Below are 25,821 nucleotides of genomic sequence, written 5' to 3' on the forward strand. Positions count from 1 at the left end.
CAGAGCTTTTTTACAGCTCCCATTCTTCTTTCTCGCGATCCTGCGGCACAAATTCGCGCAGCGCGCCCCGCGCCCGCGCATCGCAGACCACGGTGACCGCAATGCCTTCGCCCTGATATTCGGCGCTTTTTACATCGGCGTTTTGATAAAGCCAATCCAGCACCGACGCGCGGTCATAGGGCAAAATGAATTCAAGCTTTTCTTTGCCGCGCCCCAGGGTTTCTTCGATGGTTTTTAAAAGCGTTTCCATCCCCTCGCCGTTTTTCGCCGAAATATGCAGCGCCCCGCTCATGCGCGGCTGAAATTCGGGCGGCATGAGATCGCATTTATTGAACACCACGATACGCGGCGTTTCCCATGCGCCAAGCTCTGAGATCAGGCGCTCGACCACTTCGGCCTGCATTTCCCACTGCTCATTGGAAGCGTCGATCACATGCACCAGCACATCGGCATAAGTCAGTTCTTCCAGCGTGGCCTTGAAAGCATCCACCAGATGATGGGGCAGCTTTCGGATGAACCCCACGGTATCGGAGATCAAAAGCTCGCTGCCGTCTTCCATGCGATAGCTTTTGGTGGTGGGGTCGAGGGTGTCGAACAGGCGGTTGTTGGCATGAACGCCGGCGCCCGTTAAAGTGTTGAGCAGGGTGGATTTGCCGGCATTGGTATAACCCACCAGCGCCACCAGCGGTGTTTCGCTTTTCTGGCGCTTGCGGCGCTGCGTTGCGCGGTTTTGCTTAACGGTTTCGATCTCTTTTTCCAGCCGCGCGATCCGCTGGCGGATATGGCGGCGGTCGGTCTCCAGCTGAGTCTCGCCGGGGCCTCGGGTGCCGATGGGGCTTTTGCCGCCGCCCGCCGTCTGGCGGACAAGGTGGCTCCACATGCCCGAAAGGCGCGGCAGCAGATATTTATACTGCGCCAGTTCCACCTGCAGCTTGCCTTCGCTGGTTTTGGCGCGATCCGCAAAAATATCCAGGATCAAGCCGTTGCGATCCATCACGCGGCATTTGAAAACATCTTCCAGCGCGCGCGATTGGGAAGGGCTGAGCTCGTTATCGAATACCACCAGCTCCACTTCGTTCTGCTGCACCAGCTGGGCGATCTCCTGCGCTTTGCCTTCGCCGATGAAGGTGTGCGCATCCGGCGCGCTTTTCTTTTGCAGCGCGGTAAAAATGCAGTCTCCTCCCGCGGTATCCAGCAGTTCACGCAGTTCTTCCAGCGTTTCTTCATCGGAATTATCGAATTCGGCAAACCCGCCGCAATTGAGCCCCACAAGGGCTGCGCGCTCGCGATGTTCCTGTTTCAATTCGTTCAAGCTGTTTTCTCCTTTTTTCTTTTCACCAGTTGATGGTCACCTTCCCATTTCAGCGTGCGGTAAACATACCAGCCAAACAGCGCGGTAAGCGTGTTGCTGAAAACGGTCGCCCAGGGGATCACCGTAAAATTCACTGTAAACAAAGCTTCTGCGATCAGAATAAAAATATACCGCAGCAGCCACACTCTGGCCACATTGATCAAAATGGGCAGTTTCGTGCGGGCAAAGCCGATGAACACACCGCACATCACGCTGCAGATGCCAAAGCACGGCGCGCCCAAAATGGAAATGCGTTGGGAAGTGAGCGCACGCCCCAGAATGGCGGGATCTGTGGTGAAGAGCCTCGTGATCGGCTCGCCTAATAAATAGATTATCACAATTCCCAGCATTCCGCCAATAGTAGACATCACAATGGCCGATTTTGCCGAAGCTCTGGCCCGTTTGTTCTGTTTGGCGCCCAGGTTCAGGCTGACCGCCGTTGTGACGCAGGTGCCGAAGCAGCTGCTTAAATTATACATCAGGCTTGAAATATTGTTGCCGATATTGATGGAATTCAAGATCTCGTTGCCGAATTTCATCGATTCCAGATTAATGAGCCAGAACCCCACAGACATCGCCATATTGTTGATGACGGAAGGAATGCCCACCACCAGCAGGGTTCGAATGGCCGAAGGATCGAACCGGAAGCCCTTGAAATGCAGGCGCATCCCTTTTTTGCGGAAAAACACATCCACCACCAAAAACAAAGAGACCACCACATGAGAGCAGATGGTGGCAAGGCCGATGCCCAGCACCCCCAGATCGAGAACAGCCACAAAGATCGCGTTGCAAAGCACTTTTGTGCCCACCATCAAAAAGGTGAACACAAAGGGGATCTCTGATTTGCCCATGGCGTTTTTCATGGCATAATAAGCGTTGTTGAAATAGGCGAAGGGAATCGACACCGCATAAAGCCGCATGGCCAGACGGATGCCGCTTTGCAGCTCGGGCAGGGCCAGCGAAGCATAAAAGCCGGCAAGCACCGCCGTTAAAACAGCCAGCGCGCCGGAAAGCAGCATCATCAGCGCCAGAAACTGTTCGGTATAATGGCGGCTGCCCCGCCAATCGCCCTGACCGTTGAAACGGCTGAGAATGGCTGTGCCCGCCACGGAAAGGCCGATGCCCGCGTTATAGATCACATTGAACGCCTGCACGCTGTAAGAGATCACGCCGCCGGAAGTAAGCGTGGAAAAGTTATAGATGAACCAGTTATCGAAGGTGGTCGCCAGCGCCTGAGAAATCAACATCAGGAAAGACGGAACCGCCAGAAAAAGCATGGTGCTGTAGATTTTCCCCGTTAAAACACGCTCGGTTCGTTCTTCGCCGCTTTGGCGCAAAAACTTCAACAAATTCATGATTGAGCCCTTCTTCCCTGTGGTTCCCAGTATTTTAGTAAAGCCGCTGAACACAGTTTGCCCTAAGGCATTTTGGATTCTCTTTTTCAATATGTTCTCGTTTTTGTTCATAGAACAAACTATATTATAGTAAAAAAAGGGCGTCCGTGGCAATACTTTCCTGAAATATTTTTAAGGCTCCTCTTGCAAACGAACAAATGTTCTGCTATTCTATAGATAAGATTTCATGGCGCCAGGCTTTTTGTTCAGCTTATTACTGCTGCGGCGCCGCCTGAGAAAGGAGGTTCCCCCGATGTCGTCGCCCCGTGTCATTCTTCATGTGGATGTGAATTCCGCTTTTTTATCCTGGAGCAATTTAGGCTATATGGCAGAAGGCGGGCAGGATCTGCGTCTGATCCCTTCGGCGGTGGCCGGCGATCAGCATGCCCGCCACGGCATCATCCTGGCCAAATCCATCCCCGCCAAAAATCTGGGCATCACCACGGGCGAACCGCTTTTTCAAGCCCGCAAAAAATGCCCCCAGCTGATCACCGTCCCCCCCAATCACCTGCTTTATATCAAATTATCCAAAGCGCTGGGCGAGATCGTCGCCCAATATTCCCCCGTGATCGAGCAATTTTCCATCGATGAATATTTCATCGATTACACCGGCAGCGAAAAAGCCCTGGGCCCTGCCGAAGAAGCGGCCGACCGCCTGAGAGAACAGGTGAAAAACCAGCTGGGCTTCACCGTGAATGTGGGCATCGGCCCCAACAAGGTTCTGGCTAAAATGGCGGGCGAATTTTCAAAGCCCGACCGCACCCACCATCTTTATACCGAAGAAATCGAGCAGCGCCTGTGGCCGCTGCCCATCCGCGATCTTTTCATGCTGGGCGCGGCTTCGGAACGCACTCTGCGTTCGCGAGGCATTTTCACCATCGGCGATCTGGCCTGTGTTTCGCCCGAATTTGCCTATCGGCTTTTGAAAAGCCACGGCACCACCCTTTGGGGTTATGCCAACGGCATCGACCCTTCACCGGTGACCCCCAACAAAGAAACCGAGCCCAAAAGTTTTTCCAACTCGGTTTCCACGCCTTTCGATCTGACCGATCGGGAAGATATCCTTGCTGTGCTTTCTCAGCTGTGCGACAGCGTATGCGTGCGGATGCGCTGTGAAGGCTATGTTTGCCGGCTGGTTTCTGTGGGGCTGCGCGACAGCGATTTTCAAACCGCTTCACGGCAGAGCAAGCTCACGCGCCCTTCTTCCCTGACAGCCGAGCTTTATGAAGCGGCCAAGCTGCTGATCTCTCAGCTTTGGAACGGCCGCCCCATCCGCCAAATTTCCATCGGGCTGGGCGAGCTTCTGCCCGCCGCCGAAGCGCCGCTTTCCCTTTTCGATAACGAACAGCGCCTGCGGCTGACGCAGCTGGATCAGACTTTCGACACCATCCGCAAGCGGTTTGGCAGCGATGCCATTCGCCACGGCGTTCAGCTGGGGAATTTCGAGATCGACCATCTGGCCCGCTATGCCCCCAACGCCGAAAAGCCGCCCTCGAAATGCCCCTTTTAATCACACATACGGAGGAAGCCACTATGAAAGAATTTATCACTGCGCCGCTTGGCGACCAAAAGCTGACCATCCTTTTGGAAGGCGGACAGGTGACGGATCTGCTGTTCCCGGGCGCGCCTCTGCCGCCCGATGCCCGCCCCGCCGGCAGCCCCATGGCGCGGGAAGCCGCCGCACAGCTGGAAGAATATCTGGCCGGCCGCCGCCGCGTTTTCGATCTGCCTCTCGCCCCCCGCGGCACACCCTTTCAACAGGAGGTCTGGGCGGCGCTTTGCCGCATTCCCTATGGCGAAACCCGCAGCTATGCCGATATCGCCGCCGCCATCGGCCGCCCCAAGGCCTGCCGGGCGGTGGGCATGGCCAACAACAGAAACCCCATCCCCATTTTCATCCCCTGCCACCGCGTCATCGGCAAAAACGGATCACTGGTGGGCTATGCCGGCGGCCTTTTTCTCAAAGAACGGCTTTTGCTTTTGGAGCAAGGCCGCGAAACCGCTGTATTTTAAAGGGTTTCGGCAGGTTATCCCCACTTTCCCCCGTTGTAAAGGTGCGATTACTGTTTGTTTTCGGAATTTCGTGACAGTCTTTTTGGTTTTGTTCATTTTTTCTCCGCGTGAAAACGGTTGATTTATCCCCCGTTCTCCACAGTTTCCACAGAGTTGTGCACAGGTGTCTTCTCTGTGTTTTTGCCCAAAACGCACAAAGCTTCCCTTAACAGAGCGTAAACCCCCCAACGGATGAGAAGCCCGATGAATCAAAGCCCGATCCAAACCACGATAAAAGCGCCCTCCCGTCGCGGCAACCCACCGCATCGAGAGGGCGTTTTCTGCTGTTTCTGCTTATGGAACCGCTGTTTGCGGAATTTTTACAGGCAGCCCACCCGAAGCTATCCCCTCTGCTCCCGATCCAGAGACCGGAACTGGATGGCTTCGGCGATATGCGGGGCGCAGATCTGCCCGCTGCCCGCCAGATCGGCGATGGTTCGCGCCACTTTCAGCACGCGGTCATAAGAACGCGCCGTCATCCCCATGGCGTGGAACGCCGCTTCCAGCAGCGCTTCGCCCTGTTCATCGGGCTTGCAATACCGCGCCATCTGTTCGGGTTTCAGCTGGGCGTTGCAATGCACCCCGCCGTCATGCTGAAAGCGCTCTGCCTGTATTTTGCGGGCCGCGTTGACCCGCTTGCGGATCTGGGCCGAGCTTTCGGCGGGGGTCCTCCTGCTGAGGTGTTCATAACTGACGGAAGGCACTTCCACATGCAGATCGATGCGATCGAGCAGCGGCCCCGAAATTTTTTGCATATAGCGGCGCACCGATTGTTCGGAACAGGTGCATTTGCCCGAAGGATGGCCATAATAGCCGCATTTGCAGGGGTTCATGGCGCAGACCAGCATAAAACGGCTGGGGTAAGACACCGTTCCCGCCACGCGGGAAATGGTGACCATGCCGTCTTCCAGCGGCTGGCGCAATATTTCCAGCGCATCGCGATGGAATTCGGGCAGTTCATCCAGAAACAAAACGCCGTTATGCGCCAGCGAGATCTCGCCGGGGCGCGGCGTTCTTCCGCCGCCCGAAAGCCCCGCCGCCGAAACGGTGTGATGCGGCGCGCGAAACGGCCGCCGCGTGATCATGGGTCTGCCTTTTTCCAGCATCCCGGCCACAGAAAAGATCTTTGTGGTCTCAAGCGCTTCTTCATAGCTCATGTCGGGCAGAATCGAGGGCAGCCGCCGCGCCATCATGCTTTTGCCGGAACCCGGCGGCCCGATCATCAGCACATGATGAGAACCTGCCGCCGCGATCTCCAGAGCGCGCTTCACATTTTCCTGCCCCATCACATCGGCAAAATCCGGCCCCTGTTCTTCTTCGCATCGATAAGGCGCGGCGCTTTGCGGCGCCAGCGGGGTTTCGCCCCGCAAATGCCCCACGATCTGAGAAGCATGCTGCACCGCATAGACCGCAAGCCCTTCGGCCACCGCCGCTTCACCCGCGTTTTCGCGCGGCACATAAAGTTCGCGCACACCGGCCGCGCGGGCGGCCAACGCCATGGGCAGCACCCCGTTCACAGGGCGCAGCATGCCATCCAGCGAAAGTTCGCCCACAAAGGCCTGCCACGGCTGAGGCTGGGGCAGTTGGCGCGAAGCCGCCATGATGCCCAGAAAAATAGGCAGATCGTAAAGCGGCCCTTCTTTGCGCAGATCGGCGGGCGCCAGATTCACCGTGATGCGCCGCATCGGAAATTCATATCCGCAGTTTTTGATGGCGGCGCGCACGCGATCGCGCGCTTCTTTTACCGAAGCATCGGGAAGCCCCACAAGATCGAAAGAAGGCAGCCCGCCCGAAAGATCGCATTCACAGGCAACTTTCAGCCCTTCAATGCCCGAAAGCCCCGCCGATATCACTTTTGAAACCATGTTATCCCCACACATTTCTTTTGGCGTTCCGTTTTTTTACAGCTTTATCATACAATAGGAAACGCCGTTTGGCAATTTTTCGGCGCATCGGCGCACGATTTTGGTTTTATTGCGTTTTCGCCGCAAAAATTGCGTATTGTTGCGGTGGTTTTTTCATCCAAAAGGCGTATTTTTTCTTTCATTTCAAAGATATCGAAAATTTTTTCAATTTTTGTTTTTTTACACAATGGCAACATAATTTTTTATTTTTTTCATGGTTCTTTCTGGACACTACCGGCATTTTTTGATAGAATAATATAGGTTTATTAGATTATTCCATATATTTATGAAGGAGGATACAATCCCATGGCTAGAAAAATGAAATCCATGGACGGTAATACCGCTGCGGCGCATGTATCGTATGCATTTACAGATGTCGCAAGTATTTACCCCATCACTCCCTCGTCCGTAATGGCTGAACTGACAGACGCATGGTCTGCCCATGGCCAGAAAAACATTTTCGGACAGGAAGTTCGCGTAGTTGAGATGCAATCCGAGGCCGGTGCTGCCGGCGCTGTTCACGGCTCTTTGGCCGCCGGCGCTCTGACAACCACCTACACCGCTTCTCAGGGCCTGCTGCTGATGATCCCCAACATGTATAAGATCGCCGGCGAGCTGCTGCCGGGCGTTATTCATTGCTCCGCTCGTGCTCTGGCTTCCCACGCTCTTTCCATCTTCGGCGATCACCAGGATGTCATGGCTTGCCGCCAGACCGGTTTTGCCATGCTGGCTGCCACCAATCCTCAGGAAGTAATGGATCTGGGCGCTGTTGCTCATCTGGCCGCTATCAAGGGCCGCGTTCCTTTCCTGCATTTCTTCGATGGTTTCCGCACTTCTCACGAGATCCAGAAGGTTGCTCAGTGGGATTACGAAGATCTGAAAGAAATGGTCGATATGGATGCCGTTGCCGAATTCCGCGCCCGTGCGCTGAATCCTGAACATCCCGTTCTGCGCGGCACAGCTCAGAACCCCGATATCTTCTTCCAGGCAAGAGAATCTTCCAACACCTATTATAACGCCATCCCCGGTGTCGTAGAAGAATACATGAACAAAGTGAATGCCAAGATCGGCACAAACTATCAGCTGTTCAACTATTACGGCGCACCCGATGCCGAGCATGTGATCGTGGCGATGGGCTCTGTTTGCGACACCATCGAAGAAGTCATCGATTATAAGCTGGCTCACGGCGAAAAAGTCGGCCTGATCAAGGTTCGCCTGTATCGCCCGTTCATTGCCGAAAAGTTCGCGGCCGCTCTGCCCGCAACCGCAAAGACTGTTGCTGTTCTTGACAGAACAAAGGAACCCGGCGCGCTGGGCGAGCCTTTGTATCTGGATGTTGTCGCCGCTCTGAACCAGACCGGCCGCAATGTTGAGATCATCGGCGGCCGTTATGGCCTGGGCTCGAAAGACACCCCGTCTTCCAACATCTTCGCCGTTTATGACAACATGAACAGCAAAGAGATGAAGCGCCAGTTCACCATCGGCATCAACGACGATGTGACACATCTGTCTTTGAAAGACCCCGAAAACTGCCCCGACACCACCCCCGAAGGCACCGTTTCCTGCAAGTTCTGGGGCCTCGGCGGCGACGGCACTGTTGGCGCCAACAAGAACTCCATCAAGATCATCGGCGACCACACAGATCTGTATGCTCAGGCATATTTCGATTATGACTCTAAGAAAACAGGCGGTTTGACCGTTTCTCACCTGCGCTTCGGCAAAAACCCCCTGCGTTCTCCCTATCTGGTCAGCAGAGCGGATTTCGTTGCCTGCCATAACCCCTCCTATGTCACAAAATATGACATGGTTCAGGATGTTAAGCCCGGCGGCACCTTCCTGCTGAACTGCCAGTGGACAGTGGAAGATCTGAACAAGCATCTGCCCGCTTCCATGAAAGCTTATATCGCCAACAACAACATCAAGTTCTACACCGTGAACGCCATCGATAAAGCCCGCGAAATCGGCATGGGCAAGCGCACCAACACCATTCTGCAATCTGCCTTCTTCAAGCTTGCAAACCTCATCAAGATCGAAGACGCTGTGGAATATATGAAGGCCGCTGCGAAGAAGACCTATGGCGCAAAGGGCGACGCGATCGTCGAAATGAACTATAAGGCCATCGATGCCGGCGTTGACGCCATCGTCGAAGTCAAAGTTCCCGCCGACTGGAAGAACGCGAAAGACGAAGTTGTTGAACATCATTACGAAGGCCGCCCCGAAGTGGTTGACTTTGTGAAGAATGTGCTCAACCCCATCGCCGCTCAGAAGGGCAACGATCTGCCTGTTTCCACCTTTGCCAAGGCTGCCGACGGCACCTTCCCCCTGGGTGTTTCCGCTTATGAAAAGCGCGGCGTTGCTGTGGATGTTCCCGAATGGAACCCCGCAAACTGCATCCAGTGCAACCAGTGCTCTTATGTCTGCCCCCATGCCACCATCCGCCCCTTCGCTTTCAGCGCCGAAGAGATGAAGAATGCTCCCGCCGCCGTGAAGGGCAAGAAGATGCTGGGCAAGGGCTGCGAAGATCTGACTTTCGTCATGACAGTCGATCCTCTGGACTGCATGGGCTGCGGCCTGTGTGCAAACATCTGCCCCGCCCCCAACAAGGCGCTGGTGATGAAGCCTCTGGAAAGCCAGATGGATCAGCAGCCGGTCTTCGATTATGCTGTTGAGCATGTCACCGAAAAAGAAACTCCGTTTGCCATCGACACTGTAAAGGGCAGCCAGTTCAAGCAGCCTCTGCTTGAGTTCTCCGGCGCCTGCGCAGGCTGCTGCGAAACCGCTTATGCCCGCCTGATCACTCAGCTGTTCGGCGACCGCATGAACATCGCCAACGCAACAGGCTGTTCCTCCATCTGGGGCGGCAGCGCACCTGCTACACCTTACACCATCAACCGCCAGGGCCGTGGCCCCGCATGGGCAAACTCCCTGTTCGAAGATAACGCTGAATTCGGCTTGGGCATGGCGATCGCCACCCGTCAGCTGAGAGAGCGCCTGGCCGCCAAAGTTAAAACTTTGATGGAAGGCACAGAATGCTCCGAAGCCAAGGCTGCCTGCCAGAATTATCTGGATACACTGCATAACAGCGCTGCTTCCAGAAAAGCAACCGATGCTCTGATCCCCGTGCTGGAAGCTGCCGCCAAGAAGGGCTGCGAGCTTTCCGCTGAGATCTTGAAAGATAAGGACTTCCTCGCAAAGAGATCCATCTGGATCTTCGGCGGCGACGGCTGGGCTTATGATATCGGTTACGGCGGTGTTGACCATGTTCTGGCTTCCGGCGAAGATGTAAACATCATGGTATTCGATACCGAAGTTTACTCTAACACCGGCGGACAGGCTTCCAAGGCTTCTCAGATCGGCCAGGTTGCGAAATTCGCGGCTGCCGGCAAGAACATCAAGAAGAAGGATCTGGCTGCCATCAGCATGTCTTATGGTTACATCTATACCGCTCAGATCGGTATGGGCGCTAACTACCAGCAGACAGTTCGTGCTCTGGTTGAAGCTGAAAGCTACAACGGTCCTTCGCTGGTCATTGGCTATGCTCCTTGCGAAATGCACGGCATCAAGGGCGGCATGGGCAATTCTCAGCTGGAAATCAAGGCCGCTGTGGAAGCCGGTTACTGGCATCTGTTCCGCTTTGATCCCAGACTTACCGAAGAGGGCAAGAACCCGTTCCAGATGGATAGCAAGGCTCCCTCTGCTTCCTATGAAGACTTCATCAAGAGAGAAGTTCGTTATACCTCTCTGGCTCGTTCCTTCCCCGAGAAGGCGGAAGCAATGTATCATCATGCTGCCGACGAAGCTCAGAAGAAGTATGCTCGCCTCGTAAAGCGCGCAGAAGACTAATCTTCTCTGCCTTGAACTGATGAAAAACCAAAATCGCCCCGATCTTCGGATCGGGGCGATTTTCTTTTGCCTCACAGAAGGCGGCCATATGATTTGTCATCTGTTTTGCCGCGTTCTCTATAGAATGCGACGATTGGTGAAAGCATCCTTCACAGCGGGTCGGCAGGCCGGGCTCTGCTGCCGAAAGAAATCACTGCCTTAGAATCTTAGGAAATCATGGCCATAAAAAAGCAAAGCACAACCGCCGCGATAGCAGCCCATCGTTTGGCGCGCTTAAACGACCATCATGGCAATGCCGATCACCGCGGCGATGATGCCGCCCACCCGGGTCAGCGAAAGCGCGGCTTCCGAAGGCTCGGCATCTTTGAATCGCCAGCCATAACCGAGATACCATGCCGTTTTAGGCCAAACGGCGTTAAAAACGCCGATCACGATCAAGAAGAAAATTAAAACCACATTGCGCGGTTCCCGCGATGAAGCGCCGCCGTTTCTTTCATATAAAGCATCGATCAAAACACGGCCCGGGTCATATTGCGTTTCGGAATAATTCTCGCTGTAACCCCCGGCACCGGAATTCCCGTTTTGCTGCCACCAGTAGGTTGCGCCGTTGGGATAGACGATCTCCGTCCTGTCACCCGTCACCTGATAGTGATAAACTGTTTCGCCATGGGTGATGGTTTGTTTCTCGGTATCCACCACATAAGTTTCGCCGCCAAAAACAGCAACATCGGAAGAAGTTTTCTTTTGGCATCCGCCCATCATCAGCAGACACGCCATGCACAGCGTGAAAAGAACCATTCTCCTTGACATTTCATCCATCCCTTTCTTATCTTTTGTTGCTCGTGGGTTCCAAAAAATCTTCCCCCTGCCAGAAGCGACGACAGAGAAGGTTGCCCGCAATTTTTTGTTCAACTTTGATGATCTGCGCGGGTGAGGGCTTTATAGGCCATTCGGCCAGAAAAAGCAGCGTTTCACGGTTGCCGCCCATCACGGCCAGACCGCCTGTTTCCAAAACCGCCTTTTCGGCTTCGTTGACCGCGCTGCCCGCTTCCAAAAGATCAAGCAGTTTCCATCCTTCGCCCTGCGGCAGAGCCACGCCGTTGATTTCACAAACCCTCACCAAACCGTTTTCGCAGACTCCCGAAACGCACCACCTCAAATTATCCACGATCCCGGTGACACGGATCAGGCCGGCTGGCGCATTTTTTTCGAACGGCGGCGTATCAAAAACGCGCGTTCCCGCGGTTTCGGCAGAAGCCGGCATCTCATCTGAAAACGGCAGGGCAAGGCACCCGCGCACCAGCGCCGCCAGCCGCCGCGGATGCTCGGGCGTTTCCCGCTGGGCGCGGTCAAAAGTGCACAGCAGCTGCGGCGGCGCCCCGCCCATCAGAAAAGAGGCAAATCGCCCAAACCGCCAAACCGCCCGATAAACTTCCATGGTTTTCCCCCTTATAACGCAAAACGGGCTTCCCGTTGATAGAAAGCCCGTCTGTTTTTATTTCAGCGCCGCGATCACAGACATTTCTACCAAAATGCTTTCCGCCGCCATTTTTGCTTCCACACAAGCGCGTGCCGGTGCGATGGTTTCGTTTGTCCAGGTATCCCACACCGCGTTCATCTCTTGAAACAGCGCCATATCGCGCACATAAATCGTCGTGCTGAGGATATGCTCTTTATCAGAGCCGTATTTTTCTAAAAGCTCTTCGATTTTTTTCAGAACCGCTTTTGTCTGGCCCGCCATGGTGGTTTCTTCTCTGCTGGTCTGGCCGCAAAGATAAATGGTATCGCCATGCACCACGGCGCGGCTCATTCTTTGATTGCTTTCAAAACGCTTAATTTCCATAATGATTCCTTTCGTGTTGGCGGCGACAGACCTGTTTTTAAAAATCCGGTCCTTGCCGCGGTTTATCATCCATGTTCGCTTTTTCTTATTTTACATGATATTTCATTTCATGGGAACCTTTTTTCCGTTTTTGCGTCAAAAAAAAGCTTCCAATTTTCTTCTCTACATGGATAAGTTTCACATTGTGACCTTTCTGTTTTTATGGTAGAATATGCTTGTATTCTTTTACCGATGTAAATTTGATTGGAGTGATTTCATGCAAAAAACGGTGGACAAGCTGGAAAAATTCTTCTGGCTGTTTTTATTCATCAATCCTTTTCTCGATATCGGGAACGGTATTTTTATCAGCGCTATGGAAGAGATCAAGGGCCTGACATGGGAACAGATCGGTTTGCCCGTGACCCCCAGCCTTGTCATTCGCATGGTGGTTCTTTTATTGTTCGGCGCTTACATTATCATGCAAAAAGACAAAAAAGCGTTTCGCGCCATTTTACCCATCGGCGCCGCCTGGCTGCTTTCCGTCATAGGCGAAGTTATTTGGCCCCCCAAAGAATTCGCTCTTTTTACAGATATCCAGTATGTAGCCCGCTTTGGCTATAATGTGGTGATCCTGTTTGTTTATTGGAGCCTGTTCCGCCACAGCCGTTTGAGCAAAAACGACTTGCTGAAAAAGCTCAATTCCATTATCACCTTCACTTTAACGGTTCTTTCCAGCTCCATTCTGATCGCTTATATTTTCGGCGCGGGTTACACGACCTATGCCGATCGTTTCAGCCTGCGCGGTTCCCGCGGCTTTTTCTATTCGGGCAATGATATCACGGCCATCCTGATGGCGCTGCTGCCTATCGCCATGTGCACTTTTATGACGCTGGTCAAAAAAGGCGACAACATGAAGCGTTCCAAGCAGTTCTATTATGCATATGCCCCCGCCGCCACGCTGACCACTCTTTTCGTCATCGGCACAAAGACCGCTTTTCTTTCCGCGGGCGTCAGTGTTGTGGCGCTGACCTTGTGGGCTTTGGTAAAGGCGCGCAAAACAAAAGATTACACTCTTCTCAAACGCATCGGCATTATTTTATTGATCGCCTTTGCCATCCTGCTGATCCTTGCCATTGTTTCCACCAGCAATGTTTTCGCCGATATCTCTGAATCGATGTCGATCATCAAAAAGATCAAAGATGAAACGGGCGGAACCAATGCTTTGATGAGCGGCCGCCAGAACAAGCTGGCACATGCCTTCAAAGATTACAGAAACGGCGGGGTTTATAAATGGCTGTTCGGCGTGAGCCGCGGAAGCCAGATCGCCATTATTGAAATGGATATTATGGAAGTGTTCTGCTATTATGGCCTGTTTGGTCTGGTCTGCTTCCTGCTGCCTTATGTATCGGTGGGCGTGGCGTTCCTGCGCCGCTTCTTCCGTTCGCGTGATCTGTTCTCGTTTGCCGTGTTCCTTGCGCTGGGCCTTTGCGCGGGATATCTTTTCATCGCAGGTCATATTCTGTTCAGCGTAACTTCCGGCTTCTATTTCTCGCTGCTGCTGCTTTATGGCAAGCTGATCTACAGCGATGATTACCAAAACGAAACCTTATAAAAGCAAAACATGAAAAACGGTGCAGTTCCAATCGAGCTGCACCGTTTCTTTCTGCTTTGCTATGCACTTTGCTTTAAAAAAGGCTTTTGCCTGTCAGTTCGCCCAGGGTCGATTCCCCCCAGCTGTAGTTGGAAAGATAGCTGCCTTTGAACAGCGGGGCGAATTCTTCTTTGCCCGTGAGGTAATCATACAGGTCGCATTGCACCTTTTCGCCCGCGATTCGCCGCTTGCCGTCTACCGATTCCACAATATCGGCAATTCCATATTCTTCAAGGATGTTTTTCAGCCGCAGCGCCACCTTGCGATAACGCGAAAGAGTCACCGCGCTGGCGGGTTCTTCGGGCCACAAAAAGCTGATGGCTTCATCCGATGAGATATAGCCGCCCCTGCGATCGACCAGCAGCGCCAACAGTTCCTTGGCTTTTTCACTGCGGAAAGCCACCGATCTTTCGCCGACGAAAACATCGAAATAGCCGAAGGTGCGAATATATACCGGCTTCTTTTCAGGCTGTTTGTTTTCGCCTGTTTTCCGGTCGAGATTATAAAGCATGATATAACGCGTTTCGCTGCCATCCGCCGATCTTTGGGAACAGATGGCTTTGATGCGCCGTTCTGTTTTGGTGTTGAGATCGAAATAGGTAAATTCAGCCTCGCCGTTTTTCAAAAGCTCATTGACCGCTTCATAGGTGGCGGGGCTGCGGGCGATAAAATCTTTGATGGGGTTCTTTTGCTTCATCATCGCCACCCATTCTTCTTCGGTGACGCCGAAAAACTGATAAACATTCCCGCTGCCGTAAAGCGGGGTCACCATGCCCTCTTTGATCTCAAAAGCCGCCACGCCCTCTGTGAACTGCATGACGAACCCCTGCATGTTTTCATTCATGTTCTTCAGGGTTTTGTTTTCATTGATCAGTTGCTGGTTGATATCCTGTTCGGCCTTGTTGCGGCAACAGAACAGATGGAGGTTTTCTTCGATCTTGATCACGATGCCGCTATAGGTTTCAAGCTGGCCGCGCGAAGAAAGGGCGCGATAGTCGATCTGCGCCAGCGCGGAAGCGGAATTTGAAAATTTGTTTTCGATAAGGTTTTCAAAATACCGTCTTACGGCCTCTTTATCTTCCTCGAATACCGTGCTGTCGATCCATTTTTCGGTGGCTTCTTTCATCTGCATGGGAATTCCCTGCAGCCATTTGAACATGGAAGACTTTTCGCCATACAGGCATTTCACCGTGCCTTCCGCCAGATCATATTCGAAGATCATATCATAAACATCGGTCAGCGCTTGCAGATAGCGGCTGATCTCTTCGCTTTTTTTCTGATAATACCGCTCGGAAATATCCATGCAGACGCTTTGGAATTCTTCCTGCCCCTGTTCGTTGACGGTTTTGGTGACCCAGCCGAACAGGCATCCCTTTGTGCCATCGGCCCGCTGAACGATGATCTCGCCGGCAAGCGGCGCGCCATAGGTATAAACGCGGTTCAAATAAAGGGCAAACCTGCGCCGTTCTTCCATGGGGATCATGAAATAAATATTCTGGCGGTAAAGTTCCAGATAATCGATCTCGCCGTCTTTCCCCTTTTTCAGATGGAGGATCTCCAGCATATGGTCGTTGATATAAGTGATCTTCGGCTGCTTTTCACAGGTATATTTCAAAAACCCGCAGGACATGGTCTCATTGAGAAAACGCAGATTCTCATTGGCGGTTTTCAAATGGGTGATATCCGTAAGGATGGAAATGCCCAGCCGCGTTCCATCTTCGGCATCCACCGTGACGATGGTATCGCTGAAAAAGATCAAGCCGCCATCTTTTTTGACCATGCGATATTCAAAAGTTCTGTTCCCCAGTTCGGCCGCCGCTTCACGCAAAAAAGTCAAATACCCTTCCCGGTCGCAGGCATAGATCGCCTGAACATAAAGCGACCCATCGTCGCTCAGCAGTTCGGCTTGCTCATACCCCAGCATTCGGCAAAGGTTTTGGCTGACATATTCCAGACGGATGGATTCCCCAAAGCGATATTGGTGGAACCCATTCAGCTGTTCACGCATCACTTTTTCAAAAAAAGCATTCGGTTTGGTCATAAAGCTCTCCTACAAAAAAGCAAAGAATCGGCCGCCGACGCGGCAGGGTGATTTTTGAAAAGTATATCACAATTGGGGCCGCCCGTCAAAAGCCCGGCCGCTATTGCGCCACGGCAAAAGCCAGCGCGGCCGTCGCTTCATGGGAAATGCTCAGTTGGATGCTGCTGCAGCCGTTTTTTTCAAAAACCGCCTTTGCGCCGCCGTGGAGTTTGACCACCGGCGCACCTTTTTCATTATGGTCGATTTCGATATCCAGCATTCCAAACCCGGCAAAACCCGTGCCCAGCGCTTTGCTCACCGCCTCTTTGGCCGCCCAGATGCCGGCGGCCCTTTGTGAAGATCCCTCCGCAAAGCACTGTTGTTCCCGCGGGGTATATACCTTTTCAAGGAACCGCGGCTTTTGCAGCAGCGGCTCCAGCCGGCTGATCGAAACGATATCGCACCCGATCCCCGTTATCACCGTGTTCATAACGAGCATTTCTCCTGTTCCTGTTTGCGCAAAACGGTTTTTCTGATTTTTCCGCTGATGGTCTTCGGCATTTCCTTCACGAATTCGATCATGCGGATCCACTTATATTCGGCGAGTTTCCGGTTGCAGAATTCTTTGATCTCCTGCTCGAGTTCTTTTGAAGCAACTTCTTCCCCCGCCAGAACCACCACGGCTTTGATGGCCTGCCCGCGAAGCGCATCGGGCACGCCGATGACACTGCATTCCGCCACGGCGGGATGTTCCATCAGCACATTTTCCACTTCATAAGGCCCCACGCGGAACCCGCCCGTTTTGATGATATCATCAAAACGCCCGTGGAACCAATATTGCCCGCTTTCATCCTGATAAGCCGCGTCGCCCGTGTGATAAACGCCGCCGCGCCACACATGGCGATATTGCTCTTCCTGATCGAGATATCCGCAGAAAATGCCGATCTGCCTGCCGTTTTCAGGCGGCACGATCACCACTTCCCCGATCTCGCCCCGCCGAACCTTCAGCCCCTGACGATCATGCAGCTCGATTTGGTAAAGCGGAGAAGCCTGGCCCATGGAGCCTTCGATAGGCGTCTGGCCTTTGAAATTCGCCATCAGCAAAGTGGTTTCCGTCTGCCCGTATCCTTCGCAGAGGGGGATGCCCGTTTTTTCGGTGAAGCGGCGAAAAACTTCGGGCGCCAGCATTTCTCCTGCGGTGGTGGCGTGACGCAGCGTGGGCATTTCGGGAATCCCCTTGCGCACAAGATAACGATAGACCGTGGGCGGCGCGCAAAAAGAAGTGACGCCATAGCGGTTGATGAGCGTTGTCAGCTGTTTGGGATCGAAATTATCGAAATCACACACCATCACGGCGCTTCCCACCAGCCATTGGCCATAGATCTTGCCCCAGGATGCTTTCGCCCAGCCCGTTTCGGCCACCGTCAGATGCAGCCCGTTTTCTTCGGCCTGCTGCCAATATTTCGCGGTGACGATATGCGCCAGCGGATAAGAAAAATCATGGATGACCCCCTTGGGGTATCCCGTGGTGCCCGAAGTGAAATAAAGCAGCATGGGGTCGCTCGCAAAAGTTTCATGCCGCGCCAGTTCCGTGCTCTCCCCCTGCATGGCGTTCTTGAAATTTTCAAAGCCTTCCGCCTGCCCCACCGCCCACAGCTTGCAGGTGGCTTCGGCCTGGCGCAGCGCTTCTCTGATTTTCTCCGGCACTTCATTTTGCACGGTGCAGAGGATGCCATCCACTTTGGCCGCGCGGATGCGATAAACAAAATCGGAAACCGTCAGCATATGGGTGGCGGGGATCATTGTGACCCCCAGTTTATGCAGAGCCACCGCCACGAACCAATATTCGTAATGGCGTTTTAAAACCACCATCACGCGGTCGCCGCGCTTGAGCCCCGCTTTTTCAAACATATTGGCCGCCTGATTGCTGTATTTTCTGATTTCTTCAAAAGAAAACCGATGTTCTTCGTTTTCGGTGTTACACCACACCAACGCTGTTTTCTGAGGCTCTTCTTCTGCGATGGCATCCACCACATCATAACCGAAATTGAAACGGTCGGAATATTCCAGACGGATCTCTTTCAGCTGGCCCGATGCATCGGTGATCTCTTTGCAAAAATTACGGTAGATACTCATAGGTTCTCCTTTTTGGATAAGCCGCCATAAACGCAATCGGTTCCGATTCGGCGGAACCGATCATAACGCTTTGAAAGCAGATCGGGGTCTTGGGCCAGCGAAGCGATCTCATCGGCCAGCAAAACACGAAGCGATTCATAAAACGGTTCTTTGCCCAGTTCTTTTTCTGAAAGGATGCGCTCGATGATGCCCAGCGTTTTGGCGTCTTCCGCCGTCAGTTTCAAACATTCGGCGGCGGTTTGGGCTTTCGAAGCGTCTTTCCACAAAATGCTGGCGCAGCCTTCGGGCGAGATCACCGAATAAACGGCGTTCTGCATCATCCACACACGGTCTGCCACCGCAAGGCCCAGCGCGCCGCCGCTGCCGCCTTCCCCGATGAGCAGCGCCAGAATCGGCACGGAAAGAGTCGTCATTTCCATAAGATTTTCGGCAATGGCCTGCCCCTGCCCCCGTTCTTCCGCCCCGACGCCGCAATAAGCCCCCGAGGTGTCGATCAGGCAAACGATGGGCCTGCCGAATTTTTCGGCCTGTTTCATCAGCCGCAGCGCTTTTCGATATCCTTCGGGGTTGGGTGCGCCGAAATTGCGGGCGGCCCGTTCTTTGGCCGTGTGGCCTTTTTCAATGGCGATCACCGTTACCGGAAGCCCCTGCAGGCAGGCGATGCCGCCCACCACAGCCGGATCGTCGCCAAAGCGCCGGTCGCCGTGAAGCTCAAAAAAGCCCTCAAAGAGATGATTGATATAATCCAGCCCTGTGGGGCGTTCGCTGCTTCGGGCCAGTTTCACCCTGTTATAAGCTGTCTTATCCACGGTCATATCCTCCGTTATGCAGTTTCAAAAGCGAAGCGATCACCCTTGGCTGATCGGCACGGGCCACAATGCCATCCAAAAAGCCATGCTGCAAAACGAATTCCGATTTCTGGAACCCTTTCGGCAGCGATTTTTTGGTGGTCTGTTCAATGACGCGAACGCCCGCAAAGCCAACCGTGGCCCCGGGTTCCGCCAAAAGGATATCCGCTTCCATGGCGAAGCTGGCCGTCACCCCGCCTGTTGTGGGGTCTGTCAGCACGGCAAGATAAAACAGCCCCGCGTCGCTGTGGCGCTTCACCGCCGCGCTGGTTTTCGCCATCTGCATCAGCGAGATCAGCCCTTCCTGCATCCGCGCGCCGCCCGAAACGGTGAAACCCACCACGGGCAGACGGTGATCGATGGCATATTCAAACAGGCGCGTGATTTTTTCGCCCACAGCGCTGCCCATGCTGCCCATCATGAAAGAAGGTTCCATCACAAACAAGCAGCAGCTTTGGCGGCCGATCTGGGCCGTTCCGCAAATCACGGCTTCTTCTTCTTCTGAAATGGTGCGCACGATTTCGATCTTTTCCCGGTATCCCGGGAAACCGAGAGGGTTTTCCGCTTTCATCTCCCCGTAAAATTCGCAAAAGCTGTCTTTATCTGTCAGAGTCTGAATGCGCTGCCGCGCTTTCAAGCGGAAATGATGGCCGCAGGAACAAACCAGCCCGTTGGCCCACAGGCGGCTCAGCGGAATTTCTTTATGGCAATTGGGGCAGGTCTGCTCCGGTTCCCCCGCATCCTGCTGGATGGGGGCCGCCGAACGGCCGCCTTCTTCCAATTGGTTTTTCGGTTTCAAAAAATTGATCAATGCCATCTTCTCACCTGCCTCCGCTCCATGTAAGATCGTAATTCCCGGTGGTGAAGCGCTCGTCTTCCACCGTTTTCAGCTGCTGCTCAAGATTTGTGGGGATGCCCTTGATCACAAGCTCGCAAAGGGCGGCGCGCAGCTTGCGCAGCGCTTCTTCGCGGGTGTTGGCCCTCACGATCAGTTTGCCCAGCAGCGAATCATAATAAGGCGAGATCGCGGCGCCTTCGATCAAGCCGCTGTCAAAACGAACAAAGGGCCCTCCCGGCACATGCATCATCTCTAAAGCGCCGCAGCCGCACGCGTTGATGCGGCATTCGATGGCCGAACCGCTCAGGCAGATCTCCTCCTGCGTGAAATTCAAAGGGATGCCCGCCGCGATGCGGATCTGCCATTTCACAAGGTCGATGCCTGTCAGCATCTCGGTGACACAGTGTTCCACCTGCAGGCGCACATTCATTTCCATGAACCAGAAATTCCCTTCCCGATCCAGTAAAAATTCCAAAGTTCCCGCGCCGGTATAACCGATCTGTTTCACCGCCGAAAGGGCGGCCGAGATGATTTTTTCGCGCATTTGCGGCGTGACCGCCGGCGAAGGCGTTTCTTCGATCAGCTTTTGGTGGCGCTGCTGCATCGAACAGTCGCGCTCGCCCAAACAGACCACATTCCCCGATTCATCCGCCAGGATCTGCAGTTCCACATGGCGCGCCGGATAAATATATTTTTCCAGATAAACAGAGCGGTCGCCAAAGGCAGCCGCCGCTTCGGCCGTGGCCTGAAGATAGGCTTCTTCCACCTCTTCTTCAGAAGAAATCAGGCGGATGCCGCGCCCGCCCCCGCCCGCACAGGCTTTCAGCATCACGGGATACCCGAGCTTGCGGGCGGCCTCTATGGTTTCGTGGAAGGATGCCAGCGCGCCCGTTCCCGGGATCACCGCAAGCTCTGTGGCCGTTATCAGCTCTTTTAAAACAGCCTTATCGCTCAGCCGTTCCATGGTTTCGGCATTGGGGCCGATGAAAACCAACCCGTTTTTTTGGCAAAGCTTTGCAAAATGGGCGTTTTCCGACAAAAAGCCATAGCCGGGATGGATCGCCTGCGCCCCTGTCAGCAGCGCCGCGCTGATGATCTGCTGTTCTTTCAGATAGCTTTCGGCGGCTTCGGCCGCACCGATGCAGCAGCTTTGGTCGGCCAGCGCCACATGCAGGGCGTTTTTATCGGCTTCGGAATAAACCGCCACCGTGGCGACGCCCATTTCCTTGCAGGCGCGGATGATGCGCACGGCGATCTCACCGCGGTTTGCGATCAATATTTTTGAAAACATAGTGTTTAAACTCCTGTAATCGCGAAAGAAAGTTCCGCCGTTACGCATAAGCGGTCGCCCACGGAAAGGGTGCCTTCGGCAAAATAAAAAGGATGCTTGCTTCGTTTCAGCCTGCAGCGGGTTTCCACCCGGTCTCCCGGTTTCACGGGCGAATGGAACCGCACGCGGTCAAGCCCCGCATAAACAGGAATGCAGCCTTCCGTCAGCGCATCTTTCACCAGAACACAGGCGGATTGCGCCATGATCTCGCATAAGATCACGCCGGGAACCATGGGGCTTTTGGGGAAATGCCCCTGCAAAAAGAATTCTTCCCCGCTCACGGTATAATGGCCCACGGCGGTTTCGCCTTCCAAAACAAGGTCATCCAGCAGCAGCATCGGTTCCCGATGGGGCAAAATGGTTTTAATTTCTTCTCTGTTCATGGCTCACCTTTTAATGCGGAAGAGCTCGGTGCCATATTCCACGATCTGGCCGTCAGCCGCGCAGATTTCCGCGATGACGCCGCTTTCTTCGGCGGCGATCTCGTTCATTAATTTCATTGCTTCGATGATGCAAAGTGTTTTACCGGGTTCCACACGCTCACCCACAGAAACATAAGCTTCCGCGTTTTCGGCGGGGGAAGCATAAAAGATGCCGACAATGGGCGAACGCACGCTGATATAATCGGCTTGTTCTTCGGTTTTCGCGTTCTGCGGCAGGCTGTTTTCCACCGCCTGCCGGGGCGCGGCTTCGCGGATGACGGGCGGGGCGGTTCGCTCAAGACGCACCACTTTATTATCTTCGGTGATCTCAAGCCCCGTCAGGCCCAGTTCCTGCATCAGCCCCGCATATTTTCTGATATCCGTTTCTTTCATTCCGATGCCTTTCTGAAAGCCAGACACGCGTTGTGGCCGCCAAACCCCAAAGAATTGGAAAGCGCCAGATCGATTTGTGTTTTCACCGCCTGATTGGGGGTATAATCGAGGTCACAAGCTTCATCCGGTTCGTTTAGGTTGATGGTGGGCGGGATCACGCCCTCGGCCAGCGCCAGCAGACAGGCCATGGCTTCCAAAGCGCCGGCGGCGCCCAGCATATGCCCTGTCATCGATTTGGTAGAGCTGATGATGGCCTTGCGCGCCTCTTCTTCGCCCAAAGCGCTTTTGATGGCCAGCGTTTCGCCCGCGTCATTAAGGGGCGTGCCGGTTCCGTGGGCGTTGATATAGACCCGTTCCCCCGTCTGATAACCGGCTTCCTGCATGGCCTGCCGCATGGCGCGCGCGCCGCCCTGCGCCTGAGGATGCGGCGCGGTGATATGATAAGCGTCACAGGTGGAACCATAGCCGCACACCTCGCCATAAATTTTGGCGCCGCGAGCCAGAGCGTGTTCCCGTTCTTCCAGCACAAGCGCCACAGCGCCTTCGCCGATCACAAAACCGCCGCGGCGGCGATCGAAAGGCAGCGATGCCTGATTGGGATCTTCCGCTGTGGAAAGCGCCTGCATATTGGCAAACCCCGCCACGGCCGAGGGGCTGATGGCGGCTTCGGCGCCGCCGGCGATCACGGCGTCGCTGTATCCATGACGGATCAGCCGCATGGCTTCGCCGATGGCGTTGGAGCCGGAAGCGCACGCCGTCACCGCGGGCATGGAGGGGCCCTGGCAATGATGGCGGATGGCGATCATCCCCGCCGCCATATTGGCGATCAGCATGGGGATGAACAGCGAAGAAACGCGGCGCGGGCCTTTTTCCATCAATTTGGTGTGTTCGGTTTCAAAAGTGCTGATGCCGCCGATGCCTGTTCCGAAATAAACGGCAAAGCGTTCAGGTTCAACGGCGTTTTCAATGCCGCTGTCTTCCACCGCCTGCTGCGCCGCCGCAACGGCAAACTGGGCATAGCGATCGGTGCGCAAAGTATCGTTGCGCTCCATATATTCGGCAGGGTCGAAGTTTTTCACTTCCGCCGCCAGCTTTGCTTTATAATGTTCCACATCAAAAAGGGTGACGGGGCCGATGCCGTTTTTGCCGGCTTTCAGGTTTTCCCAACATTCCTTCACACTGTTGCCCACGGGGGTGATGGCGCCCAGGCCCGTGACAACCACTCTTTTCATTTCGCTCACAATGTTTCTCCTTACATGGCGATGCCGCCATCAACGCGCAGCACCTCGCCTGTGATATAGCGGGCCGCGGCAAGATAAGCCACCGCTTCCGCCACATCCTCCGGCTGCCCCATTTTTCCCAGCGGGATCTGCGCCAGCAGAGGATTTTCGGTTTGTGTTTGTGTCATATCGGTTTGAATGAAGCCGGGCGCCACGGCATTGCAGCGAATGCCTTTCGGCGCCAGTTCTTTGGCAATGGATTTGGTCAGGCCGATCAGCCCCGCTTTGGAAGCGGCATAATTGCACTGCCCCGCGTTGCCCAAAAGCCCCGAAACAGAGGCAATATTGATGATCGCGCCTTCACGGTTTCTTAAAAACATGCCGATGCAATGGCGGATCATATGAAAAGCGCCTTTCAGGTTGGTATCCATCACGGCGTCAAAATCTTCTTCTTTCATCATGGCGGCAAGGCCGTCACGGGTGATGCCCGCGTTGTTGACCAAAATGTGAACCGTTCCGAATTCCTTTTTGATCTCGCCCACCGTCTGTTTCACCGCCTCAAAATCTGCCACATCGCAGCAATAGGCTTTGGCGTGAACGCCATATTCCGCGGCGCACTGCCCGCAGATCTTTTCTGCCGCTTCCCGGTTCCCCGCATAGATCACGGCAATATCGGCCCCTTCACGGGCCAGTTTCAAAGCGATGGCCGCGCCGATGCCGCGGGAACCGCCTGTGACGACGGCAATTTTTCCTTTTAACATGGTTTGACCTCCGATAAAAGAACGGGAAGCTCTGAAACGGAATAAAGCTTCACGGATGTGTCGATCTTGCGGATCATATTCACCAGCGTTTTGCCCGGGCCAATCTCGATGAAAGTATCTGCGCCGTCTGCGATCATCTTTCGAACCAGCGCTTCCCACCGAACCGGGCTGCAGATCTGTTTGGAAAGCAGCCTTGCGGCATCCGGGCCGTAAACATCGGCGGTGACATTGGAATATAGGGGCAGAACGCCCGCTCTGCATTCTGTTTTGCTCAAAACAGCATCAAACGCTTCTGACGCCTCTTTCATGAAAGGCGAATGGAACGCGCCCGAAACCTTGAGCGGAAGGGCCCTGCCGCCCTGTTTTTTCACTTCTTCAAAAAAGTCGCCGCGTTCTTCGGCGGCCCCGGAAACAGTGGTCTGCCCCGGGCAGTTGAAGTTGACGGCATAGACCCGACGAAACTTCCCGCAAAGCGCCGTCACCGTTTCGGCATCCAGCTTCACCACCGCGGCCATAAAGGTTTCCTGCCCGCCGGCGGCCTGCTGCATCAGTTCTCCGCGTTTGCAAACGAGGCGAAACCCCGTTTCTTCCCCGAAAAGGCCCGCGCAGGATGCGGCGGCCACTTCGCCCAGCGAAAACCCTGCCGCCATTTGGGGGCAGATGCCCGCCCGCTTCAGCGCGGCGGCGGCGGCCAGTTCCATGGCGAACAGGCAAGGCTGTGTGTTCGCGGTGTTTTTCAATTCTTCTTCGCTGCCTTCAAAACACTGGGCCATGGTGCCGGGCCGCAGCGCTTCACAGGTTTCAAATACGGCGTGGGCGGCGGGATCGCTTTCATAAAGCTCTTTCCCCATGCCGGGATATTGATCGCCCTGCCCCGAAAAAGCGAACGCTATTTTACCCATTGCGCGGCCCCCAGCAAAAGCGGCTGCGCTTCTGCGATCACTTCGCTGATGATCTCGGCCGCCGGCTGTTCTTTGTTCACAAGCGCGGCGATCTGCCCGGATAAAAAGCATCCCTTTTCCTTGTCGCCTTCCTGCACGGCAAGGCGAAGAGAACCCGCGCCCAGCGCTTCCAGCTCTTCATCGGCCATACCGCCGTATTCCGCCTTGGAATATTCCCGCGCGAAAGGCGTTCTCAGGCTGCGCACAGGGTGGCCCAGGCGTTTGCCCGTGACCATGGTGCAAAGGTCGCCGGCTTTGATGATCTTTTCTTTATAAACAGGGTGAATGGTGCATTCCTGCGCGCTTAAAAATCGGGTGCCCATCTGCACGCCGCAGGCCCCCAGCATCAGAGCGGCCGCCATACCTCTGCCGTCGGCAATGCCGCCGGCGGCAATCACGGGAAGGCTTGTGGCATCGCAGATCTGCGGCACCAGCACCATGGTGGTCAGTTCGCCCACATGGCCGCCGCTTTCGCCGCCTTCGGCGATCAGGGCCGAAGCCCCCAGGCGTTCCATGCGTTTGGCCAGCGCCACAGATGCCACCACGGGGATGACCTTGATGCCGGCTTCTTCCCACATCTGCATATAATCGGAAGGGTTGCCCGCGCCGGTGGTCACCACTTCCACCCGTTCTTCGGCGGCGACCTTCGCCACCTCTGCCGCAAAGGGGCTGAGCAGCATGATGTTCACCCCGATGGGCTTTTCCGTCAGCGAGCGGGCCGCGCGGATCTGCTGGCGCACCGCTTCGCCCGGGGCGTTGCCCGCCCCGATAATGCCAAGCCCGCCGCCGTTGGATACGGCCGCGGCCAGCTTTCCGTCGGCGATCCATGCCATCCCACCCTGAAAGATGGGATATTGAATGCCGAGCATTTCACAAATCGGCGATTTTATCATGG

The 25,821-nt window shown here is 54.6% G+C and carries 22 protein-coding genes; 4 read left to right on the top strand and 18 right to left on the bottom strand.

Translation table 11 applies throughout. The features are described from left to right. Nucleotides 1–10: 10 nt before the first annotated feature. Both hflX and ACJA3I_RS10070 read right to left on the bottom strand, forming a co-directional pair. Nucleotides 11–1,312, bottom strand: a complete 1,302-nt coding sequence (hflX, locus tag ACJA3I_RS10065; RefSeq protein WP_458862465.1) for a GTPase HflX — start codon at nucleotides 1,310–1,312, stop codon at nucleotides 11–13. Then, nucleotides 1,309–2,706 (bottom strand): MATE family efflux transporter, encoded by a 1,398-nt coding sequence (locus ACJA3I_RS10070; protein WP_458862466.1) that lies wholly within the window; start codon nucleotides 2,704–2,706, stop codon nucleotides 1,309–1,311. Before ACJA3I_RS10070 ends, hflX begins: the two co-directional genes overlap by 4 nt. Nucleotides 2,707–2,998: 292 nt before the next feature. Between ACJA3I_RS10070 and ACJA3I_RS10075 the strand changes: the two genes are divergently transcribed. Together ACJA3I_RS10075 and ACJA3I_RS10080 are read left to right on the top strand one after the other, a co-directional pair. Then, nucleotides 2,999–4,255, top strand: coding sequence for a Y-family DNA polymerase (locus tag ACJA3I_RS10075; protein WP_458862467.1), 1,257 nt, complete (start codon nucleotides 2,999–3,001; stop codon nucleotides 4,253–4,255). A 23-nt stretch (nucleotides 4,256–4,278) separates the two neighbouring features. Continuing rightward, a complete protein-coding gene (locus ACJA3I_RS10080; RefSeq protein ID WP_458862468.1) occupies nucleotides 4,279–4,758 on the top strand; it encodes a methylated-DNA--[protein]-cysteine S-methyltransferase in 480 nt (159 codons plus the stop codon). 380 nt (nucleotides 4,759–5,138) lie between these two features. Here ACJA3I_RS10080 and ACJA3I_RS10085 read toward each other — a convergent pair whose 3' ends face one another. Next, nucleotides 5,139–6,662 carry a YifB family Mg chelatase-like AAA ATPase gene (locus ACJA3I_RS10085; protein ID WP_458862469.1) on the bottom strand — a complete coding sequence of 508 codons (1,524 nt, stop codon included), beginning with the start codon at nucleotides 6,660–6,662 and terminating at the stop codon, nucleotides 5,139–5,141. A 345-nt stretch (nucleotides 6,663–7,007) separates the two neighbouring features. Here ACJA3I_RS10085 and nifJ point away from each other — a divergent pair, with 345 nt between their 5' ends. Next, nucleotides 7,008–10,544 carry a pyruvate:ferredoxin (flavodoxin) oxidoreductase gene (gene nifJ / locus ACJA3I_RS10090; protein WP_458862470.1) on the top strand — a complete coding sequence of 1,179 codons (3,537 nt, stop codon included), beginning with the start codon at nucleotides 7,008–7,010 and terminating at the stop codon, nucleotides 10,542–10,544. A gap of 273 nt (nucleotides 10,545–10,817) precedes the next feature. On the opposite strand, the gene ACJA3I_RS10095 is transcribed toward nifJ, so the two are convergent. The 3 genes from ACJA3I_RS10095 to ACJA3I_RS10105 are packed head-to-tail and all read right to left on the bottom strand — an operon-like array spanning nucleotide 10,818 to nucleotide 12,387. Beyond that, a complete protein-coding gene (locus ACJA3I_RS10095; RefSeq protein WP_458862471.1) occupies nucleotides 10,818–11,354 on the bottom strand; it encodes a DUF6199 family natural product biosynthesis protein in 537 nt (178 codons plus the stop codon). 16 nt (nucleotides 11,355–11,370) lie between these two features. Next, on the bottom strand, nucleotides 11,371–11,982 hold the full coding sequence (locus tag ACJA3I_RS10100) for a hypothetical protein (protein WP_458862472.1): 612 nt from the start codon (nucleotides 11,980–11,982) through the stop codon (nucleotides 11,371–11,373). Nucleotides 11,983–12,039: 57 nt separating this feature from the next. After that, nucleotides 12,040–12,387 (bottom strand): RidA family protein, encoded by a 348-nt coding sequence (locus ACJA3I_RS10105; protein WP_458862473.1) that lies wholly within the window; start codon nucleotides 12,385–12,387, stop codon nucleotides 12,040–12,042. Between the two features lie 256 nt (nucleotides 12,388–12,643). On the opposite strand from ACJA3I_RS10105, the gene ACJA3I_RS10110 reads away from it, so the two are divergent. After that, nucleotides 12,644–13,978, top strand: coding sequence for an O-antigen ligase family protein (locus ACJA3I_RS10110; RefSeq protein ID WP_458862474.1), 1,335 nt, complete (start codon nucleotides 12,644–12,646; stop codon nucleotides 13,976–13,978). A 73-nt stretch (nucleotides 13,979–14,051) separates the two neighbouring features. On the opposite strand, the gene ACJA3I_RS10115 is transcribed toward ACJA3I_RS10110, so the two are convergent. The 12 genes from ACJA3I_RS10115 to fabK all read right to left on the bottom strand — a co-directional run bounded on the left by ACJA3I_RS10115 (nucleotide 14,052) and on the right by fabK (nucleotide 25,819). Then, entirely contained in the window at nucleotides 14,052–16,058 is a 2,007-nt protein-coding gene (locus ACJA3I_RS10115) for a PAS domain-containing protein (protein WP_458862475.1), read from the bottom strand. Nucleotides 16,059–16,158: 100 nt separating this feature from the next. Continuing rightward, nucleotides 16,159–16,527 (bottom strand): holo-ACP synthase, encoded by a 369-nt coding sequence (gene acpS, locus ACJA3I_RS10120; protein WP_458862476.1) that lies wholly within the window; start codon nucleotides 16,525–16,527, stop codon nucleotides 16,159–16,161. Next, a complete protein-coding gene (locus tag ACJA3I_RS10125) occupies nucleotides 16,524–18,173 on the bottom strand; it encodes an AMP-binding protein (RefSeq protein ID WP_458862477.1) in 1,650 nt (549 codons plus the stop codon). The genes acpS and ACJA3I_RS10125 overlap by 4 nt, the downstream gene beginning before the upstream one ends. Next, nucleotides 18,170–18,982, bottom strand: a complete 813-nt coding sequence (locus ACJA3I_RS10130; RefSeq protein WP_458862478.1) for an acetyl-CoA carboxylase carboxyltransferase subunit alpha — start codon at nucleotides 18,980–18,982, stop codon at nucleotides 18,170–18,172. Before ACJA3I_RS10130 ends, ACJA3I_RS10125 begins: the two co-directional genes overlap by 4 nt. Further along, entirely contained in the window at nucleotides 18,975–19,838 is an 864-nt protein-coding gene (locus tag ACJA3I_RS10135; protein ID WP_458862479.1) for an acetyl-CoA carboxylase carboxyltransferase subunit beta, read from the bottom strand. Before ACJA3I_RS10135 ends, ACJA3I_RS10130 begins: the two co-directional genes overlap by 8 nt. A gap of 4 nt (nucleotides 19,839–19,842) precedes the next feature. Next, nucleotides 19,843–21,150: an acetyl-CoA carboxylase biotin carboxylase subunit gene (locus ACJA3I_RS10140; RefSeq protein WP_458862480.1), complete on the bottom strand. Its 1,308-nt coding sequence runs from the start codon at nucleotides 21,148–21,150 to the stop codon at nucleotides 19,843–19,845. A 5-nt stretch (nucleotides 21,151–21,155) separates the two neighbouring features. Next, nucleotides 21,156–21,572: a 3-hydroxyacyl-ACP dehydratase FabZ family protein gene (locus tag ACJA3I_RS10145; protein WP_458862481.1), complete on the bottom strand. Its 417-nt coding sequence runs from the start codon at nucleotides 21,570–21,572 to the stop codon at nucleotides 21,156–21,158. Between the two features lie 3 nt (nucleotides 21,573–21,575). After that, nucleotides 21,576–22,004: an acetyl-CoA carboxylase biotin carboxyl carrier protein gene (locus tag ACJA3I_RS10150; RefSeq protein ID WP_458862482.1), complete on the bottom strand. Its 429-nt coding sequence runs from the start codon at nucleotides 22,002–22,004 to the stop codon at nucleotides 21,576–21,578. Further along, complete coding sequence (fabF, locus tag ACJA3I_RS10155; RefSeq protein WP_458863846.1) at nucleotides 22,001–23,236, bottom strand: beta-ketoacyl-ACP synthase II; 1,236 nt, start codon at nucleotides 23,234–23,236, stop codon at nucleotides 22,001–22,003. Before fabF ends, ACJA3I_RS10150 begins: the two co-directional genes overlap by 4 nt. Nucleotides 23,237–23,256: 20 nt before the next feature. Next, nucleotides 23,257–23,985: a 3-oxoacyl-[acyl-carrier-protein] reductase gene (fabG, locus tag ACJA3I_RS10160; protein ID WP_458862483.1), complete on the bottom strand. Its 729-nt coding sequence runs from the start codon at nucleotides 23,983–23,985 to the stop codon at nucleotides 23,257–23,259. Continuing rightward, nucleotides 23,979–24,887, bottom strand: a complete 909-nt coding sequence (locus tag ACJA3I_RS10165) for an ACP S-malonyltransferase (RefSeq protein ID WP_458862484.1) — start codon at nucleotides 24,885–24,887, stop codon at nucleotides 23,979–23,981. The genes fabG and ACJA3I_RS10165 overlap by 7 nt, the downstream gene beginning before the upstream one ends. Continuing rightward, the gene (gene fabK / locus ACJA3I_RS10170; RefSeq protein ID WP_458862485.1) at nucleotides 24,875–25,819 is read right to left on the bottom strand and encodes an enoyl-[acyl-carrier-protein] reductase FabK; all 945 of its coding nucleotides are present in this window, start codon (nucleotides 25,817–25,819) and stop codon (nucleotides 24,875–24,877) included. The genes ACJA3I_RS10165 and fabK overlap by 13 nt, the downstream gene beginning before the upstream one ends. Between the last annotated feature and the right edge of the window lie 2 nt (nucleotides 25,820–25,821).

This window comes from Acidaminobacterium chupaoyuni, from assembly GCF_047936785.1.
Classification (GTDB): domain Bacteria; phylum Bacillota; class Clostridia; order Oscillospirales; family Butyricicoccaceae; genus Acidaminobacterium; species Acidaminobacterium chupaoyuni.